This window comes from Klebsiella sp. Shm-1, from assembly GCF_040804525.1.
GTDB classification, from domain to species: Bacteria; Pseudomonadota; Gammaproteobacteria; order Enterobacterales; family Enterobacteriaceae; genus Klebsiella; species Klebsiella pneumoniae.
In genome coordinates this window covers 2,595,176-2,608,723 of sequence record NZ_CP161823.1, presented here as the reverse complement: position 1 = coordinate 2,608,723, position 13,548 = coordinate 2,595,176, and the positions used below count along the sequence as shown (strand labels likewise).

Sequence of the window (13,548 nt, the reverse complement as noted above, 5' to 3'; positions counted from 1 at the left end):
TTAGGCATGTTCTGGATACAGCGTTTGGTAGATGGCCGCGATCTCTTCGCGGCTGACGCTGCATGGGGCATTGTTCATCAGGCGTTTGACGTTTTGCGCCGCTGCGCTGAGGGCGGAAATACTCTCCTGAGGCACGCCTAGCGCGGCCAGGTTGTCCGGCAGCGGCAGTCGTTTGACCAGCGCCGCCAGCCATGCGACCAGCGCATGGGATTTCTCTTCCGCGCTGAGCGTGCGATCTGCATCGGGGATCAGGTCCCAGACTTGAGCGAACTTCGCCACCGCGTGAGGGCGGACCACTCGCATGCAGGGCGCCAGCAGAATGGCGTTGGCCACCCCGTGCGGCAGGTGCCAGGTACCGCCAAGCGGATAGGAGAGCGCATGCACCAGGTGAGTGCCGGCATAGTTGATCGCTGCGCCGCCGTACCACGAGGCCCAGAGCATCTCCAGCTTCGCCGTCAGATCCTGCGGCTGATTTACCGAACGCTCGATATGGCGTACCAGCTTGTGTAAACCGATTAACGCGGCGTTATCGCTCACCGGGTTGGCGACGGTGGAGGTAAAGCACTCCAGCAGATGACACAGAGCATCGATTCCGGTCGACGCCGCGATGCTGGGCGGCATGCTGGTGGTCAGCTCCGGCAGCAGGGCGACATAGTCCGGAAGCAGCACCGGGGAGATGATCCCCACCTTCGTCTGCTGCTCGGGGATCGCCAGAATGGCGTTCGGCGTCGCTTCGGATCCGGTGCCCGCGGTGGCCGGGATTAACAATGAGCAAATTCGTCGTTGCGGCTGCTCGCCTGCCAGCAGGGACGTCAGCGAGGGCGCCTCAGGGTGCAGAAGTACTGACAGCAGTTTTGCTACATCCAGTACGCTCCCCCCGCCGATACCAACGACCATCTGCGGCTGGCTGGCGCCCAGCTGGCTGACGATCTGCGTAACATCGTGATGGTTGGGCTCAGCTGGCACGCTGTCAATGATCTCAACTTCACGCCCTTCAGCCGCCAGCAGGCGATGAATCGCCTGGGTTGCCTCCAGCGCCCCGACGTTCTTGTCGGTCACCAGCAGGATTGAGGTTTTACCGGCCAGCAGCGGGAGCAGGGCCGATGAGGCGCCAGCCCCGCTGATGATTGTGCTGTGTATCGTCGCCACGCGTTTCTCCTTGGTAGTAATTGATTGAATTCAATCATTCATAAATCTTGCCACTCGTCTGATGGGGAAAAGTTATAATTTATACGGCAGCTTAATAACTTGAACTTGCTCACATTTAATCAAATATGATTGAATATAATCAATTTAAGATTTTATCGACTACAAGGCAGGACAATGAACGACGGCAATAACAGAGTGCTGGTGCTGGCGGATGACTTTACCGGGGCCAATGACGCCGGGGTCAGCCTGGCGGAGGCGGGTATGTCGGTGGAAGTGGCCTTCACCGCCGGACAGCCATCAACCGCCCGGGCATTAATTCTCAACAGCGACAGCCGGGCGATGAGCGCCGCGGCGGCGGCGGACAAGGTCGCCGCTCTGCTGCGCGGCGCGGCGACATTCGTCCCGCACTGGCAGGTAAAGAAGATTGACTCCACGCTGCGTGGTAATCCCGGCGGCGAACTGGAGGCAATGATGGCGGCGCAAGGCTGCCGGATGGCGGTAGTGGCCCCGGCTTATCCGTCAGCCGGGCGGCATACCCGGGACGGGCGCTGCTATGTGCATGGTGTGCCCCTCGATCAGACCGAATTTGCCAGCGATCCGAAAACGCCGGTGAGCCGGGCGGAGATTAGCGAAATTATCGCCATGCAGAGCCGTCATCCCTGTCTGACCCTGAACGCTGGCCAGCTTCCGGCGGCATTAGCGACGGCGGGCGAGGAGAAGCGAGTGTTGATTGTCGACGCCTGGGAAGACAGCCATCTGGACCAGGTGATCGACGCCGTTGCGCCCCATGCGCGGGAGACCCTGCTAGTCGGCTCGGCGGGTCTCTGCGAGGCGCTGGCTCGCCGCCTGCGCCGCAGCGAGCAGGGCCCGCTGCTGGCGGTGGTCGGTTCGATGAGCGAGATGGCGCAGCGTCAGGTTGCTGCGCTGCAGGTCCATTCCCGAGTACGGGTGATTGAAATTGATGTCGAACAGACCTTTAGCGGATCGCCGAAGGAGGAAGCTTCACGGATCGCCGAGGTGCTGCGTGAGGGCCAGCACTGCGTGGTGACCACCCGCCCGAATCACGCCGCCCGGCACGGGATTGAAGCCCGGTGCCGTGAACGCGGTCTCAGCCGCGCCGCCTACGGGGAGCACATCTGCGCCTGGCTTGCCGACGTCACGGCACTGGTGGTGGCGCTGTGCCCACCGGGCGCCCTGTACCTCTCTGGCGGCGATGTAGCCATCGCCGTCGCGCACGCGCTCGGTGCCACAGGGTTTCAGATCCGCGGCCGGGTGGCGGAGTGCGTTCCATACGGGCATTTTCTCGGCGGCCGCTGGTCGCGGCCGGTGATGACCAAAGCCGGAGGATTCGGCACCGACACCACGCTATTACATGTTGTGAATTTTATTGAGGAGAAACTGAGTGTCTAAGATGATTGCAGTGACAATGGGCGATCCGGCAGGGATTGGTCCGGAGATTATTATCAAATCCCTCGCCGAGGGGGCGCTGAGCGGCGCGCCGGTGGTGGTGGTGGGCTGCGCGCAGACGCTGCGGCGGATCCTGGCGCTAAATATCACGCCGCGGGCGGAGCTGCGCATCATTGACCATCCCGCCGAGGCGAGTTTTTCCCCAGCGACCATCAACGTCATTGATGAACCACTCAGAGACCCGCAGGGGCTGCGCCCTGGCGAAGTCCAGGCCCAGGCAGGGGATCTCGCGTTTCGCTGCATCAGGCGGGCGACCGCGCTGGCGCTGGAGGGCGCGGTCGCGGCCATCGCTACCGCGCCGCTGAATAAAGAGGCGCTGCATCTCGCCGGGCACGCTTATCCCGGCCATACCGAACTGCTGGCCCACCTGACGCAGACTACCGATTACGCCATGGTGCTCTATACCGAGAAGCTTAAGGTTATCCATATCACTACCCATATTTCCTTGCGCCAGTTCCTCGATACCCTCAACCAGCCGCGGATTGAGACGGTGATTGGCGTGGCGGATCGCTTTCTGCGCCGCGTCGGCTATCCGCGTCCGCGCATCGCGGTCGCCGGCGTTAACCCGCACGCCGGGGAGAACGGCCTGTTTGGCGATGAAGAGATCCGTATCGTCGCCCCGGCGGTCGCCGCCATGCGGGCGAAGGGAGTGGAGGTGACCGGCCCCTGTCCGCCGGACACGGTGTTTATGCAGTGTCACGAAGGCATGTACGACATGGTCGTGGCGATGTATCACGACCAGGGGCATATTCCGCTGAAGCTGCTGGGATTCTATGACGGGGTGAATATTACCGCCGGGCTGCCGTTTATCCGTACTTCCGCGGATCATGGCACTGCGTTTGATATTGCCTGGACAGGTAAAGCGAAGTCTGAGAGCATGGCAACCTCCATTGAGCTCGCCATGCACATCGCGCAGGAATAACATGAAGGGATATAACCGGTTAGAGCAGATTATGGACTTCCTGAAAAGCCATAATCTGGTGACAGTCGACCAGCTGGTGGCGGCGACCAACGCCTCGCCGGCCACCATTCGCCGCGACCTGATCAAACTCGATCAGGAAGGGGTGATCAGCCGAACGCACGGCGGGGTGACGCTGAACCGGTTTATTCCTTCCCAGCCGACGACGCTGGAGAAAGCCCAGCGCAGTCCGCTTGAGAAGCAGGCTATCGCCAGTGCGGCGGCAGCGCTGGTGAAAGCCGGCGACGCCATTGTGCTTGACGCCGGCACCACCATGATTGAGCTGGCGCGGCAGATCACCCATCTGCCGCTGCGGGTGATCACCAGCGATTTACATATCGCGCTGTTCCTATCGGAATTTAAGCAGATCGAAGTGACGATTATCGGCGGGCGCATCGATGACAGCAGCCAGTCGTGCATCGGCGATCACGGCCGCCGCCTGCTGCAGACCATCTGGCCCGATCTCGCCTTCGTCAGCTGCAACGGCTGGGACCTTGAGAAGGGGATCACCGCCCCGACGGAGGAAAAGGCCGCCCTGAAGCGCGATCTGATGGCCAATGCCCGGCGGCGTATCCTGCTGGCGGACAGCTCCAAATACGGCGCCTGGTCACTGTTCAACATCGCTCCGCTGGCGTCGTTGACCGATATCGTCACCGACGCCCACCTGCCGGATAAAACCCGCGAGGCGCTGGAGACCCTTTCCCCGCAGCTGATCATTGCCGACTGACTCGCAGGCTGCCGTCAGGGCAGACGGGCGATATTGGCCTTGATCACCTCGATCGACTGGCTGAACTTCGCCTGCTCTTCGCCGGCCAGCTGCAGTTCAATGATCTGCTTCACGCCACCCTGGGCCAGCACCGCCGGCACCCCAGCCGCCGCGCCGCTGACCCCGTACTCGCCGTCAAGAATGCAGGAGACCGCCAGCGCGCGGTGGCTGCCGGTGAAGATATTGCGGCAGATCTCGGCGATGGTCCCTGCCACGCCATATTCGGTGCAGCCTTTGCCGGCGTAGATCTCAAATCCCAGCTTGCGCACTTTGTCAGCCATCGCCTCGCGATCGAGCGGCAGGCCGGTGCGCTGCTGGTAGAGGTCGGCGATTGGCGTGCCATATACCGAGGAGTGCGACCACACCGGAAACTGGGTATCGCCATGCTCGCCGAGGATAAAGGCGTCGATGCTCTGGGCGCCAATCTCCAGTTCCTGCGCCAGCAGGCGACGCAGGCGGGTGGTATCCAGCCAGACGCCGGTGCCCAGCACCTGGCTGCGCGGCAGGCCGGAAAGCTGCCATACCTGCCAGGTGATGATGTCGCAGGGGTTGGTGGCCACCAGAAAGATGCCGTTAAATCCGTTGGCCATCATCGTCGGCACAATGCTCTTCACAATCTTCGCGGTGGAGGTCAGTTCATCCAGCCGGCTCTGGCCGGGGCGCAGCGCGCCGCCGGAGACGGTGATCACCGCGATATCGACATCGGCGCAGTCGCTGGCCTCGCGGGTGGAGATGGTCATCATCCCCGGCAGGTAGGCCGCGGCGTCGCTCAGGTCCTGAGCGTGGGCCTCAGCGCGCTGTTGGTTAAGGTCGACGAGGATCAGCTCCTCGCAAATGCTCTGGTTGAGCAGGGCGTAGGCCGCCGACGCGCCGACATTGCCGGCGCCAATAATCATCACTTTACGGGCTTTGGTGTGCATATTCAGATCTCAAGTACGAACGGCAGGGGATAAAATTACTGTGTTTCAGAGGGTTAGCGCAATAGGCGGGCGGCAATATAAGTTAATGCTATGTCGGGAAAAGCCGCCGGCCGCGCTACAGTGGGGTAAAAAAGGAGCTCACCTATGTACACCATCACCGACATCGCCCCTACCGACGCCGAATTTATCGCCCTGATTGCCGCCCTCGACGCCTGGCAGGAGACTCTCTACCCGGCGGAGAGCAACCACCTGCTGGACCTTAGCCAGCTGCCGCCGCAGACGGTCATCGCCCTGGCGATCCGCAGCCCGCAGGGCGAGGCCGTTGGCTGCGGGGCTATTGTCCTCAGTGAGGAAGGCTTTGGCGAGATGAAGCGGGTCTATATCGATCCCCAGCACCGCGGCCAGCAGCTGGGAGAAAAGCTGCTGGCGGCGCTGGAAGCGAAAGCGCGTCAGCGCGACTGCCATACCCTGCGCCTGGAGACCGGTATCCATCAGCATGCGGCCATCGCCCTCTACACGCGCAACGGCTACCAGACCCGCTGCGCGTTTGCGCCGTATCAACCCGATCCGCTCAGTGTGTTTATGGAGAAACCACTGTTTGCCGATCTTCGTTCAGCAGCGCTATAAACGCCTCCAGCTGGCGGGTTTTGGCGCCCCGGCGCCACACCAGCCAGGTGGTGAGCCAGCGCCACTCTTCGGCCAGCGGCCAGGCGGAAACCTGCTGATGGCCGGGCATACTCTCCAGCATGCTGCGCGGGATCAACGCCAGGCCGGCGCCGGCGATGACGCAGGCCAGCATCCCGTGGTAAGACTCCATCTCGTGGATCCTGCCCGGGGTCGCTCTGTCGGCATGAAACCAGCTCTCAAAATGCCGGCGATAGGAACAGTTGGCGCGAAAGGCGTAGACGTTGGCCCCGTTCACTTCGCTGGCGCGGGTGATGGGTGCGTGGCCGTAGGGGGCGACGATCATCATCTCTTCAGGGAACACCGGCAGCCCCTCCAGGCCCGGATGCACCAGCGGGCCGTCGACAAACGCGGCGCTCAGGGCGCCTTCCAGTACGCCGTCGATCATCGTCCCGGAAGGGCCGGTTGAGAGCGCCAGATGAATTTTCGGGTAGCGCTGATTAAAGTGGGCCAGAGTGCTGGGGATCCGTACCGCCGCGGTGCTCTCCAGCGAGCCAAGAGAAAACAGCCCCTGGGGTTCGTCGCCCGCCACCACCATTCGCGCCTCGTCCACCAGGGCGAGGATCTGCTGGCTATAGCGCAAAAAGCTGTGTCCCGCAGGCGACAGGCGCAGGCGCTGGTTCTCGCGGATAAACAGCTCAACGCCGAGGTCGGCCTCCAGCTGGCGGATGCGGGTGGTGAGGTTGGACGGCACGCGATGCACTTTCTGCGCCGCCTGGGTAATGCTGCCGGTGCTGGCGACAGCGTTAAACATCTCTAGCTGAGTCAGGTCCATTATATTCTTCTTTTGTGAATGCGTTGCTCAATATTATTCATTTTCAATGAATGGAAAGGTAAGCCAGAATACGGACACTTCGCAAGCAACGAGAGAGAATAATGATGAATTTATCTGCAACGCACGCCGTCTCCGTCAATCCGACTACCGGTGAGGTGGTCTCCTCGCTGCCGTGGGCCAGCGAACGCGAGGTCGACGCGGCCATCGCGCTCGCCGCGGCGGGCTATCGCCAGTGGCGTCAGACGCCGCTTGCCGACCGCGCCGATGCCCTGCGCCGCATCGGGGCCGCGCTGCGCGCCCGCGGTGAAGAGGTGGCCCAGATGATCACCCTTGAGATGGGCAAGCCGATCGCTCAGGCGCGCGGCGAGGTGGCGAAATCGGCCAACCTCTGCGACTGGTACGCTGAACACGGCCCGGCGATGCTGGCGACGGAAGCTACCCTGGTGGAAAATAACCAGGCGGTAATAGAGTATCGTCCACTGGGCGCCATACTGGCGGTCATGCCGTGGAACTTCCCGGTCTGGCAGGTGATGCGCGGCGCGGTGCCGATCCTGCTGGCCGGCAACAGCTATCTGCTGAAGCATGCCCCGAACGTGATGGGCAGCGCCCGTCTGCTGGGCGAAATTTTTGCCGCCGCCGGCCTGCCGGATGGTGTATTTGGTTGGGTGAACGCCACCAATGACGGCGTTTCGCAGATCATCAATGACGACCGCATCGCGGCGGTGACCGTCACCGGCAGCGTCCGCGCCGGGAAGGCGATTGGCGCCCAGGCGGGCGCGGCGCTGAAGAAATGCGTGCTTGAGCTGGGAGGATCCGATCCCTTTATCGTGCTCAACGATGCCGATCTCGATGAAGCGGTGAAAGCCGCCGTCACCGGCCGCTATCAGAACAGCGGCCAGGTGTGTGCGGCGTCGAAACGCTTTATTCTCGAAGCCGGCATTGCCGAGGCCTTCACCCGCAAATTTGTCGACGCCGTGGCGGCGCTGAAGATGGGCGACCCGCGCGATGAGCAAAACTACGTCGGACCGATGGCGCGGTTCGATTTACGCGATGAACTGCACCAGCAGGTAACGGCGACCCTTGATGAAGGAGCGACTCTGCTGCTGGGCGCGGAAAAAATCGAAGGGGCGGGCAACTACTATGCGCCAACGGTGCTGGGCAACGTCACCGCCGTGATGACCGGCTTTCGTCAGGAGCTGTTTGGTCCGGTAGCAACCCTGACCACCGCTCGCGACGCTGACCATGCACTGGCCCTCGCCAACGATAGCGAGTTTGGCCTGTCCGCCACGGTCTATACCACCGACGAGGCGCAGGCCCAGCGCTTTGCCCGCGAGCTGGAGTGCGGCGGCGTCTTCCTCAATGGCTACTGCGCCAGCGACGCCCGCGTGGCCTTCGGCGGCGTGAAGAAGAGCGGTTTTGGCCGCGAGCTGTCGCATTTTGGCCTGCACGAGTTCTGTAATGCGCAGACCGTCTGGAAAGACCGTCGCTAATCAACGTTAGCCCCTGACGACCGTCGTCCACGTCTGCTATACTCGCCCACCGAATTTTGATGGTGGGCAAGGAGCCGCGTGTGGCGACGGTTATCAATAATGCAATGCTGGAAGCCATTCTGGCAGAAATCAGGCCGCTGATTGGCCGCGGAAAAGTGGCGGATTATATTCCGGCGCTGGCCAGCGTCAGCGGCGACAAGCTTGGTATCGCGATCAGTACGGTGGACGGTCAGCACTTTGCCGCTGGCGATGCCCATGAACGTTTTTCCATCCAGTCAATCTCCAAGGTATTGAGCCTGGTGGTGGCCATGAACCACTATCAGGAGGAGGAGATCTGGCAGCGGGTGGGGAAAGATCCTTCCGGCCAGCCCTTTAACTCGCTTCTGCAGCTGGAGATCGAGCAGGGCAAACCGCGCAACCCGTTTATCAACGCCGGGGCACTGGTGGTCTGCGACATGCTGCAGAGCCGGCTCAGCGCCCCGCGTCAGCGGATGCTGGAGATTGTCCGTCGTCTGAGCGGCGTGGCCGATATCGCCTACGATCCGGTGGTGGCTCGCTCAGAGTTTGAGCATTCGGCGCGCAACGCCGCCATCGCCTGGCTGATGAAATCCTTTGGTAACTTCCATAACGACGTCGCCACCGTGCTGCAGAACTATTTCCACTACTGTTCGCTGGAGATGAGCTGCGTTGAGCTGGCGCGAACCTTTCTGTTTCTCGCCGACCGCGGCATTGCCCCGCATCTCGACGCGCCGGTTATTGCGCCCATCCAGTCCCGCCAGGTGAATGCCCTGATGATGACCAGCGGCATGTACCAGAACGCCGGTGAATTCGCCTGGCGCGTTGGCCTGCCGGCGAAATCAGGCGTCGGCGGCGGGATCGTGGCGATTGTCCCGCAGGAGATGGCGATCGCCGTGTGGAGCCCGGAGCTTGACGACGCCGGGAACTCGCTGGCCGGCGTGGCGATGCTGGAAAAACTAACTCAGCGGATGGGGAGGTCGGTGTTCTGATGGTCGATCAGGATCGCTTGTTTGCACGCCTGGCGCGCTCGACGTTTCGCTCACACTTCCGTCTGGGGGGGAAAGAGCGGCAATATTGTCTCGATAAGGGACCGGAGGTCATTGATCGGCATGCCGCAGACTTTATTCGCCAGCGGCTGGCGCCCGCTGCGCCGATCAATGATGGCAAGCAGACGCCGATGCGCGGTCACCCGGTGTTTATCGCCCAGCACGCGACCGCTACCTGCTGTCGCGGCTGCCTGGAAAAATGGCATGCCATTCCCCACGGCCGCGCGCTGAGCGAGCCGGAGCAGGACTATATCGTGCAGGTCATCCACCGCTGGCTGGTGCTACAAATGAATGCGCCGTCTGTGCGCTAATTTGCATTTGATCGGCGCCGGAGTATGCCTGATAAATATTCTCATGTTATGATAATCCGCTAACTAACTATTAACATAATAATTTCCTGAAACAATTAGACGGATAATTACTGAATGTCTTCACTGTCGATTCGGTCATTTACGCTGTTTCGTGAAGAACAACCCGTGCGCGATGCATTGGTCTTATTTACGTTAACGCTACTGCTGCATTTTCTTGGCGCTATGCTGCGTCTGGTGCAGGAGCTCTCTTTCTTCTGGCCGCTCAATGCAGTGATGGCCGGGATTTTTGCACGCTATGTATGGCTTAACCGCAGCTATTTTTATGCCGTCTGTTTTGCGGCAATGCTGGTCTATGACGGATTAACCTCGCGCTGGGGTATGGGCTTTGCCTCATTGCTGATTAACTTTTCCAATATTGTCTTTATTGTGACGCTGGCGCAGCTGGTGCTGTGGGATAAACGTCGCGCCGACTCCATGCCGGGCCCGATAAACGCGCTTAATTTATTCTGTTTCTGCCTGTTAGCCGCCTTACTGTGCGCAGCGGTCGGCGCGCTGGGGTCGGTGGATGTTGAACGCGCCACCTTCGTTCCCCAGCTGGCGGACTGGTTTAGCGAACAGTTCTCAACGGCGGTATTAATCCTGCCCTTTATTCTGACCCTGACGCTGCCTTCGGCATTAAGCGGTTTTCGCTTTCGCCAGCTGCTGCCGGTGCTGGCGCTGGTCCTGTCAATTGCGCTTGGCGTGGCGGTAGGCGGCGCGGGCAGCATTACCTTCCCGTTACCGGCTTTGATCTGGTGCGCTGTACGCTATCCGCTGCCGCTGACCTGTCTGCTGACTTTTCTCACTGGCATCGGCGAAATACTGCTGGTCGCTAATTCGTTAATTCACTTTTCGCCAGATGCGCGAATGCAGCCGTGGCAGCTGTTCTCCACCCGCCTCGGAATTGCCGCCATGCTGATTAGCCCGGTGATTGTCGCATCCAGTGTCGAAGCGATTAACACGCTGGTGAAGCAGCTGGCCCTGCGCGCCGATTTTGACTTTCAGACCCGCGTCTATTCTCGTTCCGGACTGAGCGAAGCGTTGAAGCGTCAGACGCTGCCGGCGGATAAGCTGCTGACGGTGATGGTGCTGGATATCGATGGCTTCAAACGGGTGAATGATGCTCTGGGCCATGAAGGCGGCGATTGCGTGCTGACCCAGTTTGCCCAGCAGGTTCGACAGCTGGTGGGTGAGCAGGGGATGGTGGCCCGTATCGGCGGCGAAGAGTTTGCGGTGGCCGCCGTCGTCGACAGCGCCCAGCAGGGCTATTTGCTGGCGGAAAAGATCCGTCACGGGGTGGAGTCGCAGCCTTTCGGCCTGGGCCAGAACCCGATCCACCTGACCATCAGTCTGGGACTGGAGACGCGCGAGGTAGGCCACGCCCGCATCACCGAGCTGTTTAACCAGCTGCTGTTGGCGGCGGACGATGAGATGGTGAAAGCCAAACAGAGCGGTCGTAACCAAATTTGTATGCCGACGCTGACCGAAAGCGCGCCATAAGAAAATCCTATCGGGATCCTACTTGTGCTAATTTTTGGTTAAAAACATAGTGATGTGGTCGATAACAGGGAGCTTTTATGACCACATCCTTTTCACTGCGCACGCTCTCGCGTGACGATATTCTCCATGACCTCCCGGCATTAAGCGAGATCCTGGCAAGCTGTGTCAACGGCGGCGCCTCGGTGAGCTTTATGCTGCCTTTCGCGCCGCAAACGGCGATAACGTTCTGGCAACGCACTGCCGACAGCGTGGCGGCCGGGGAGCGCATTGTGCTGGCCGCCTTCGACGCGGAGGAACGTCCCGTTGGCACCGTGCAACTTATCACCAGTCAACCGGAAAACCAGCCCCATCGAGCGGATGTCGCCAAATTATTGGTTCACCAAAATGTCCGCCGCCAGGGGATCGCCCAGGCGTTAATGAGCGAACTGGAGCGCATTGCCCGGCGGGAAAGGAAGACGGTGCTGGTGCTGGACACGGCGACCGGCAGCGGGGCGGAACAGTTCTATGCCCGCTGCGGCTGGGAAAAAGTGGGGGAAATTCCGCGCTATGCGCTGATGCCCGACGGCGAAATGACTGCCACCTCACTATTCTATAAGTTTCTGCCCTGACGGCCGCTATTGCAGATTGCTTTGATCAAAACAGGGTTTCACTGGTAGCAAAACCTGATAACTTATTGGACCAATTACTCAGGTTGTATGACTACTATTAGAGGGAACCCATTGTGAAAACTTTAAACCGTCGTGATTTCCCCGGCGCGCAGTACCCTGACCGTATCATCCAGTTTGGGGAGGGTAACTTCCTGCGCGCATTCGTTGACTGGCAGATCGACCTGCTCAACGAGCATACCGACCTGAATGCGGGCATCGTGGTCGTGCGGCCTATCGCCACAGATTTTCCGCCTTCGCTGAACACCCAGGATGGCCTGTACACGACTATTATTCGCGGCCTGAACGAGCAGGGCGAAGCGGTCAGCGATGCGCGTCTTATCCGCTCGGTCAACCGGGAGATCAGCGCTTACGCAGACTTCGACGCTTTTTTACGCCTGGCGCATAACCCGGAGATGCGGTTTGTCTTCTCCAACACCACCGAGGCGGGCATCAGCTACCATGCCGGGGATCGGTTTGACGACGCGCCGCCGGTCAGTTATCCGGCGAAACTGACCCGTCTGTTGTTTGAGCGTTACCAACATTTCGCCGGTGCGGCCGACAAGGGATGGGTGATTATTCCCTGCGAGCTGATCGATTATAACGGCGAGGCGCTGCAGGCGCTGGTGCTGCGCTATGCTAGCGAATGGGAACTGCCGCAGGCATTTATCACCTGGCTGACCTCAGCGAATACCTTCTGTTCGACGCTGGTGGATCGCATTGTGACCGGCTATCCGCGTGATGAAGTGGCGGCTCTCGAGGCGCAGACCGGCTATAAAGATGCTTTCCTTGATACCGCTGAGCATTTCTACCTGTTCGTTATCCAGGGACCTGCCTCGCTGAAGGCCGAGCTGCGTCTCGATAAACTGCCGCTGAATGTGCGCATTGTGGACGATATCAAGCCGTATAAAGAACGCAAAGTGGCGATCCTTAACGGGGCGCACACCGCGCTGGTGCCGGTGGCCTTCCAGGCCGGGATCGACACCGTGGGTGAGGCGATGAACGATGCGGAGATTTGCGCGTTTGTCGAAAAAGCGATTTATGACGAGATTATTCCGGTGCTGGATCTGCCGCGCGATGAGCTGGTGTCATTCGCCAGCGCCGTGACAGGGCGCTTCCGTAATCCCTATATTAAACATCAGCTGCTCTCGATTGCGCTCAACGGCATGACCAAGTACCGCACCCGTATTCTGCCGCAGCTGCTGGCGGGGCAGAAAGCGCATGGCGCGCTGCCGCCGCGTCTGACCTTTGCCCTGGCGGCGCTGATCGCCTTTTACCGGGGAGAGCGGGATGGTGAGAGCTATCCAGTACAGGATGACGCCGACTGGATATCGCGCTATCAAACGCTGTGGGCCCGCCATCGCGATGGCCAGATGAGCATTCGCGAGCTGGTCACCGCCGTGCTCAGCGTGGCGGATCACTGGCAGCAGGATCTGAGCCAGATCCCGGGATTGGTGGAGCTGGTGACTGCCGACCTTGACGCTATCCTGACCTGCGGTATGCGCGACGCCGTCAAACCTCTTTGCTGATAGTCCATCTATACACCCGGCTGCGGCCGGGTTGTGCAGGATTTTTATTAGTTACAACATACTATTATACTAACCTGTAACAGCCGGTCAGTGGCTCCTCTGCATACGGCTTTTTAGTGCCAAATCGTTCCGAACAGCAGGAGAATTATGGCCGAAGCGCTTGAACAAATATCTGCGCAGGAAAATAATGACCTCAACTCATATCTCCTGCCAATATTCGCAGGCTAATGCATTCATCTGTAAGGAAACTCT

At 60.3% G+C, this 13,548-nt stretch carries 13 protein-coding genes; 10 read left to right on the top strand and 3 right to left on the bottom strand.

The window, feature by feature from the left end:
* Window positions 1-1,149 carry an iron-containing alcohol dehydrogenase gene (locus AB1E37_RS12825; protein ID WP_004224721.1) on the bottom strand — a complete coding sequence of 383 codons (1,149 nt, stop codon included), beginning with the start codon at window positions 1,147-1,149 and terminating at the stop codon, window positions 1-3.
* A 174-nt stretch (window positions 1,150-1,323) separates the two neighbouring features.
* On the opposite strand from AB1E37_RS12825, the gene AB1E37_RS12820 reads away from it, so the two are divergent.
* The 3 genes from AB1E37_RS12820 to AB1E37_RS12810 are packed head-to-tail and all read left to right on the top strand — an operon-like array spanning window position 1,324 to window position 4,301.
* Window positions 1,324-2,559 (top strand): four-carbon acid sugar kinase family protein, encoded by a 1,236-nt coding sequence (locus AB1E37_RS12820; protein ID WP_004224723.1) that lies wholly within the window; start codon window positions 1,324-1,326, stop codon window positions 2,557-2,559.
* Complete coding sequence (locus AB1E37_RS12815) at window positions 2,552-3,538, top strand: D-threonate 4-phosphate dehydrogenase (protein ID WP_004224724.1); 987 nt, start codon at window positions 2,552-2,554, stop codon at window positions 3,536-3,538. The genes AB1E37_RS12820 and AB1E37_RS12815 overlap by 8 nt, the downstream gene beginning before the upstream one ends.
* Before the next feature lies 1 nt (window position 3,539).
* A complete protein-coding gene (locus tag AB1E37_RS12810) occupies window positions 3,540-4,301 on the top strand; it encodes a DeoR/GlpR family DNA-binding transcription regulator (RefSeq protein ID WP_002904489.1) in 762 nt (253 codons plus the stop codon).
* A 14-nt stretch (window positions 4,302-4,315) separates the two neighbouring features.
* Here AB1E37_RS12810 and AB1E37_RS12805 read toward each other — a convergent pair whose 3' ends face one another.
* Window positions 4,316-5,260: an L-lactate dehydrogenase gene (locus tag AB1E37_RS12805; protein ID WP_004224725.1), complete on the bottom strand. Its 945-nt coding sequence runs from the start codon at window positions 5,258-5,260 to the stop codon at window positions 4,316-4,318.
* Between the two features lie 144 nt (window positions 5,261-5,404).
* On the opposite strand from AB1E37_RS12805, the gene AB1E37_RS12800 reads away from it, so the two are divergent.
* On the top strand, window positions 5,405-5,887 hold the full coding sequence (locus AB1E37_RS12800) for a GNAT family N-acetyltransferase (RefSeq protein ID WP_002904493.1): 483 nt from the start codon (window positions 5,405-5,407) through the stop codon (window positions 5,885-5,887).
* On the opposite strand, the gene AB1E37_RS12795 is transcribed toward AB1E37_RS12800, so the two are convergent.
* On the bottom strand, window positions 5,841-6,719 hold the full coding sequence (locus tag AB1E37_RS12795; protein ID WP_002904495.1) for a LysR family transcriptional regulator: 879 nt from the start codon (window positions 6,717-6,719) through the stop codon (window positions 5,841-5,843). The two genes, AB1E37_RS12800 and AB1E37_RS12795, sit on opposite strands and share 47 nt — an antisense overlap.
* Before the next feature lie 101 nt (window positions 6,720-6,820).
* On the opposite strand from AB1E37_RS12795, the gene sad reads away from it, so the two are divergent.
* From sad to AB1E37_RS12765, 6 genes are all read left to right on the top strand, one after another.
* The gene (gene sad, locus AB1E37_RS12790) at window positions 6,821-8,209 is read left to right on the top strand and encodes a succinate-semialdehyde dehydrogenase (protein ID WP_014599163.1); all 1,389 of its coding nucleotides are present in this window, start codon (window positions 6,821-6,823) and stop codon (window positions 8,207-8,209) included.
* Between the two features lie 80 nt (window positions 8,210-8,289).
* Window positions 8,290-9,216: a glutaminase B gene (gene glsB / locus AB1E37_RS12785; protein ID WP_004179782.1), complete on the top strand. Its 927-nt coding sequence runs from the start codon at window positions 8,290-8,292 to the stop codon at window positions 9,214-9,216.
* Window positions 9,216-9,584, top strand: a complete 369-nt coding sequence (locus AB1E37_RS12780) for a DUF4186 domain-containing protein (RefSeq protein WP_004224727.1) — start codon at window positions 9,216-9,218, stop codon at window positions 9,582-9,584. Before glsB ends, AB1E37_RS12780 begins: the two co-directional genes overlap by 1 nt.
* 114 nt (window positions 9,585-9,698) lie before the next feature.
* The gene (locus AB1E37_RS12775) at window positions 9,699-11,123 is read left to right on the top strand and encodes a GGDEF domain-containing protein (protein WP_004148352.1); all 1,425 of its coding nucleotides are present in this window, start codon (window positions 9,699-9,701) and stop codon (window positions 11,121-11,123) included.
* Window positions 11,124-11,200: 77 nt separating this feature from the next.
* Window positions 11,201-11,731 carry a GNAT family N-acetyltransferase gene (locus tag AB1E37_RS12770; protein ID WP_004224728.1) on the top strand — a complete coding sequence of 177 codons (531 nt, stop codon included), beginning with the start codon at window positions 11,201-11,203 and terminating at the stop codon, window positions 11,729-11,731.
* A gap of 113 nt (window positions 11,732-11,844) precedes the next feature.
* Window positions 11,845-13,296 carry a tagaturonate reductase gene (locus AB1E37_RS12765; protein ID WP_004224730.1) on the top strand — a complete coding sequence of 484 codons (1,452 nt, stop codon included), beginning with the start codon at window positions 11,845-11,847 and terminating at the stop codon, window positions 13,294-13,296.
* Window positions 13,297-13,548 lie beyond the last annotated feature (252 nt).

What these genes read in the sequence shown, in the direction of transcription:
- AB1E37_RS12820 (WP_004224723.1), top strand. Translation starts at nt 1,324, where the DNA reads ATGAACGACGGCAATAACAGAGTGCTGGTGCTGGCGGATGACTTTACC.
- AB1E37_RS12810 (WP_002904489.1), top strand. Translation starts at nt 3,540, where the DNA reads ATGAAGGGATATAACCGGTTAGAGCAGATTATGGACTTCCTGAAAAGC.
- AB1E37_RS12805 (WP_004224725.1), bottom strand. Translation starts at nt 5,260, where the DNA reads ATGCACACCAAAGCCCGTAAAGTGATGATTATTGGCGCCGGCAATGTC.
- AB1E37_RS12800 (WP_002904493.1), top strand. Translation starts at nt 5,405, where the DNA reads ATGTACACCATCACCGACATCGCCCCTACCGACGCCGAATTTATCGCC.
- AB1E37_RS12795 (WP_002904495.1), bottom strand. Translation starts at nt 6,719, where the DNA reads ATGGACCTGACTCAGCTAGAGATGTTTAACGCTGTCGCCAGCACCGGC.
- sad (WP_014599163.1), top strand. Translation starts at nt 6,821, where the DNA reads ATGATGAATTTATCTGCAACGCACGCCGTCTCCGTCAATCCGACTACC.
- AB1E37_RS12780 (WP_004224727.1), top strand. Translation starts at nt 9,216, where the DNA reads ATGGTCGATCAGGATCGCTTGTTTGCACGCCTGGCGCGCTCGACGTTT.
- AB1E37_RS12775 (WP_004148352.1), top strand. Translation starts at nt 9,699, where the DNA reads ATGTCTTCACTGTCGATTCGGTCATTTACGCTGTTTCGTGAAGAACAA.
- AB1E37_RS12770 (WP_004224728.1), top strand. Translation starts at nt 11,201, where the DNA reads ATGACCACATCCTTTTCACTGCGCACGCTCTCGCGTGACGATATTCTC.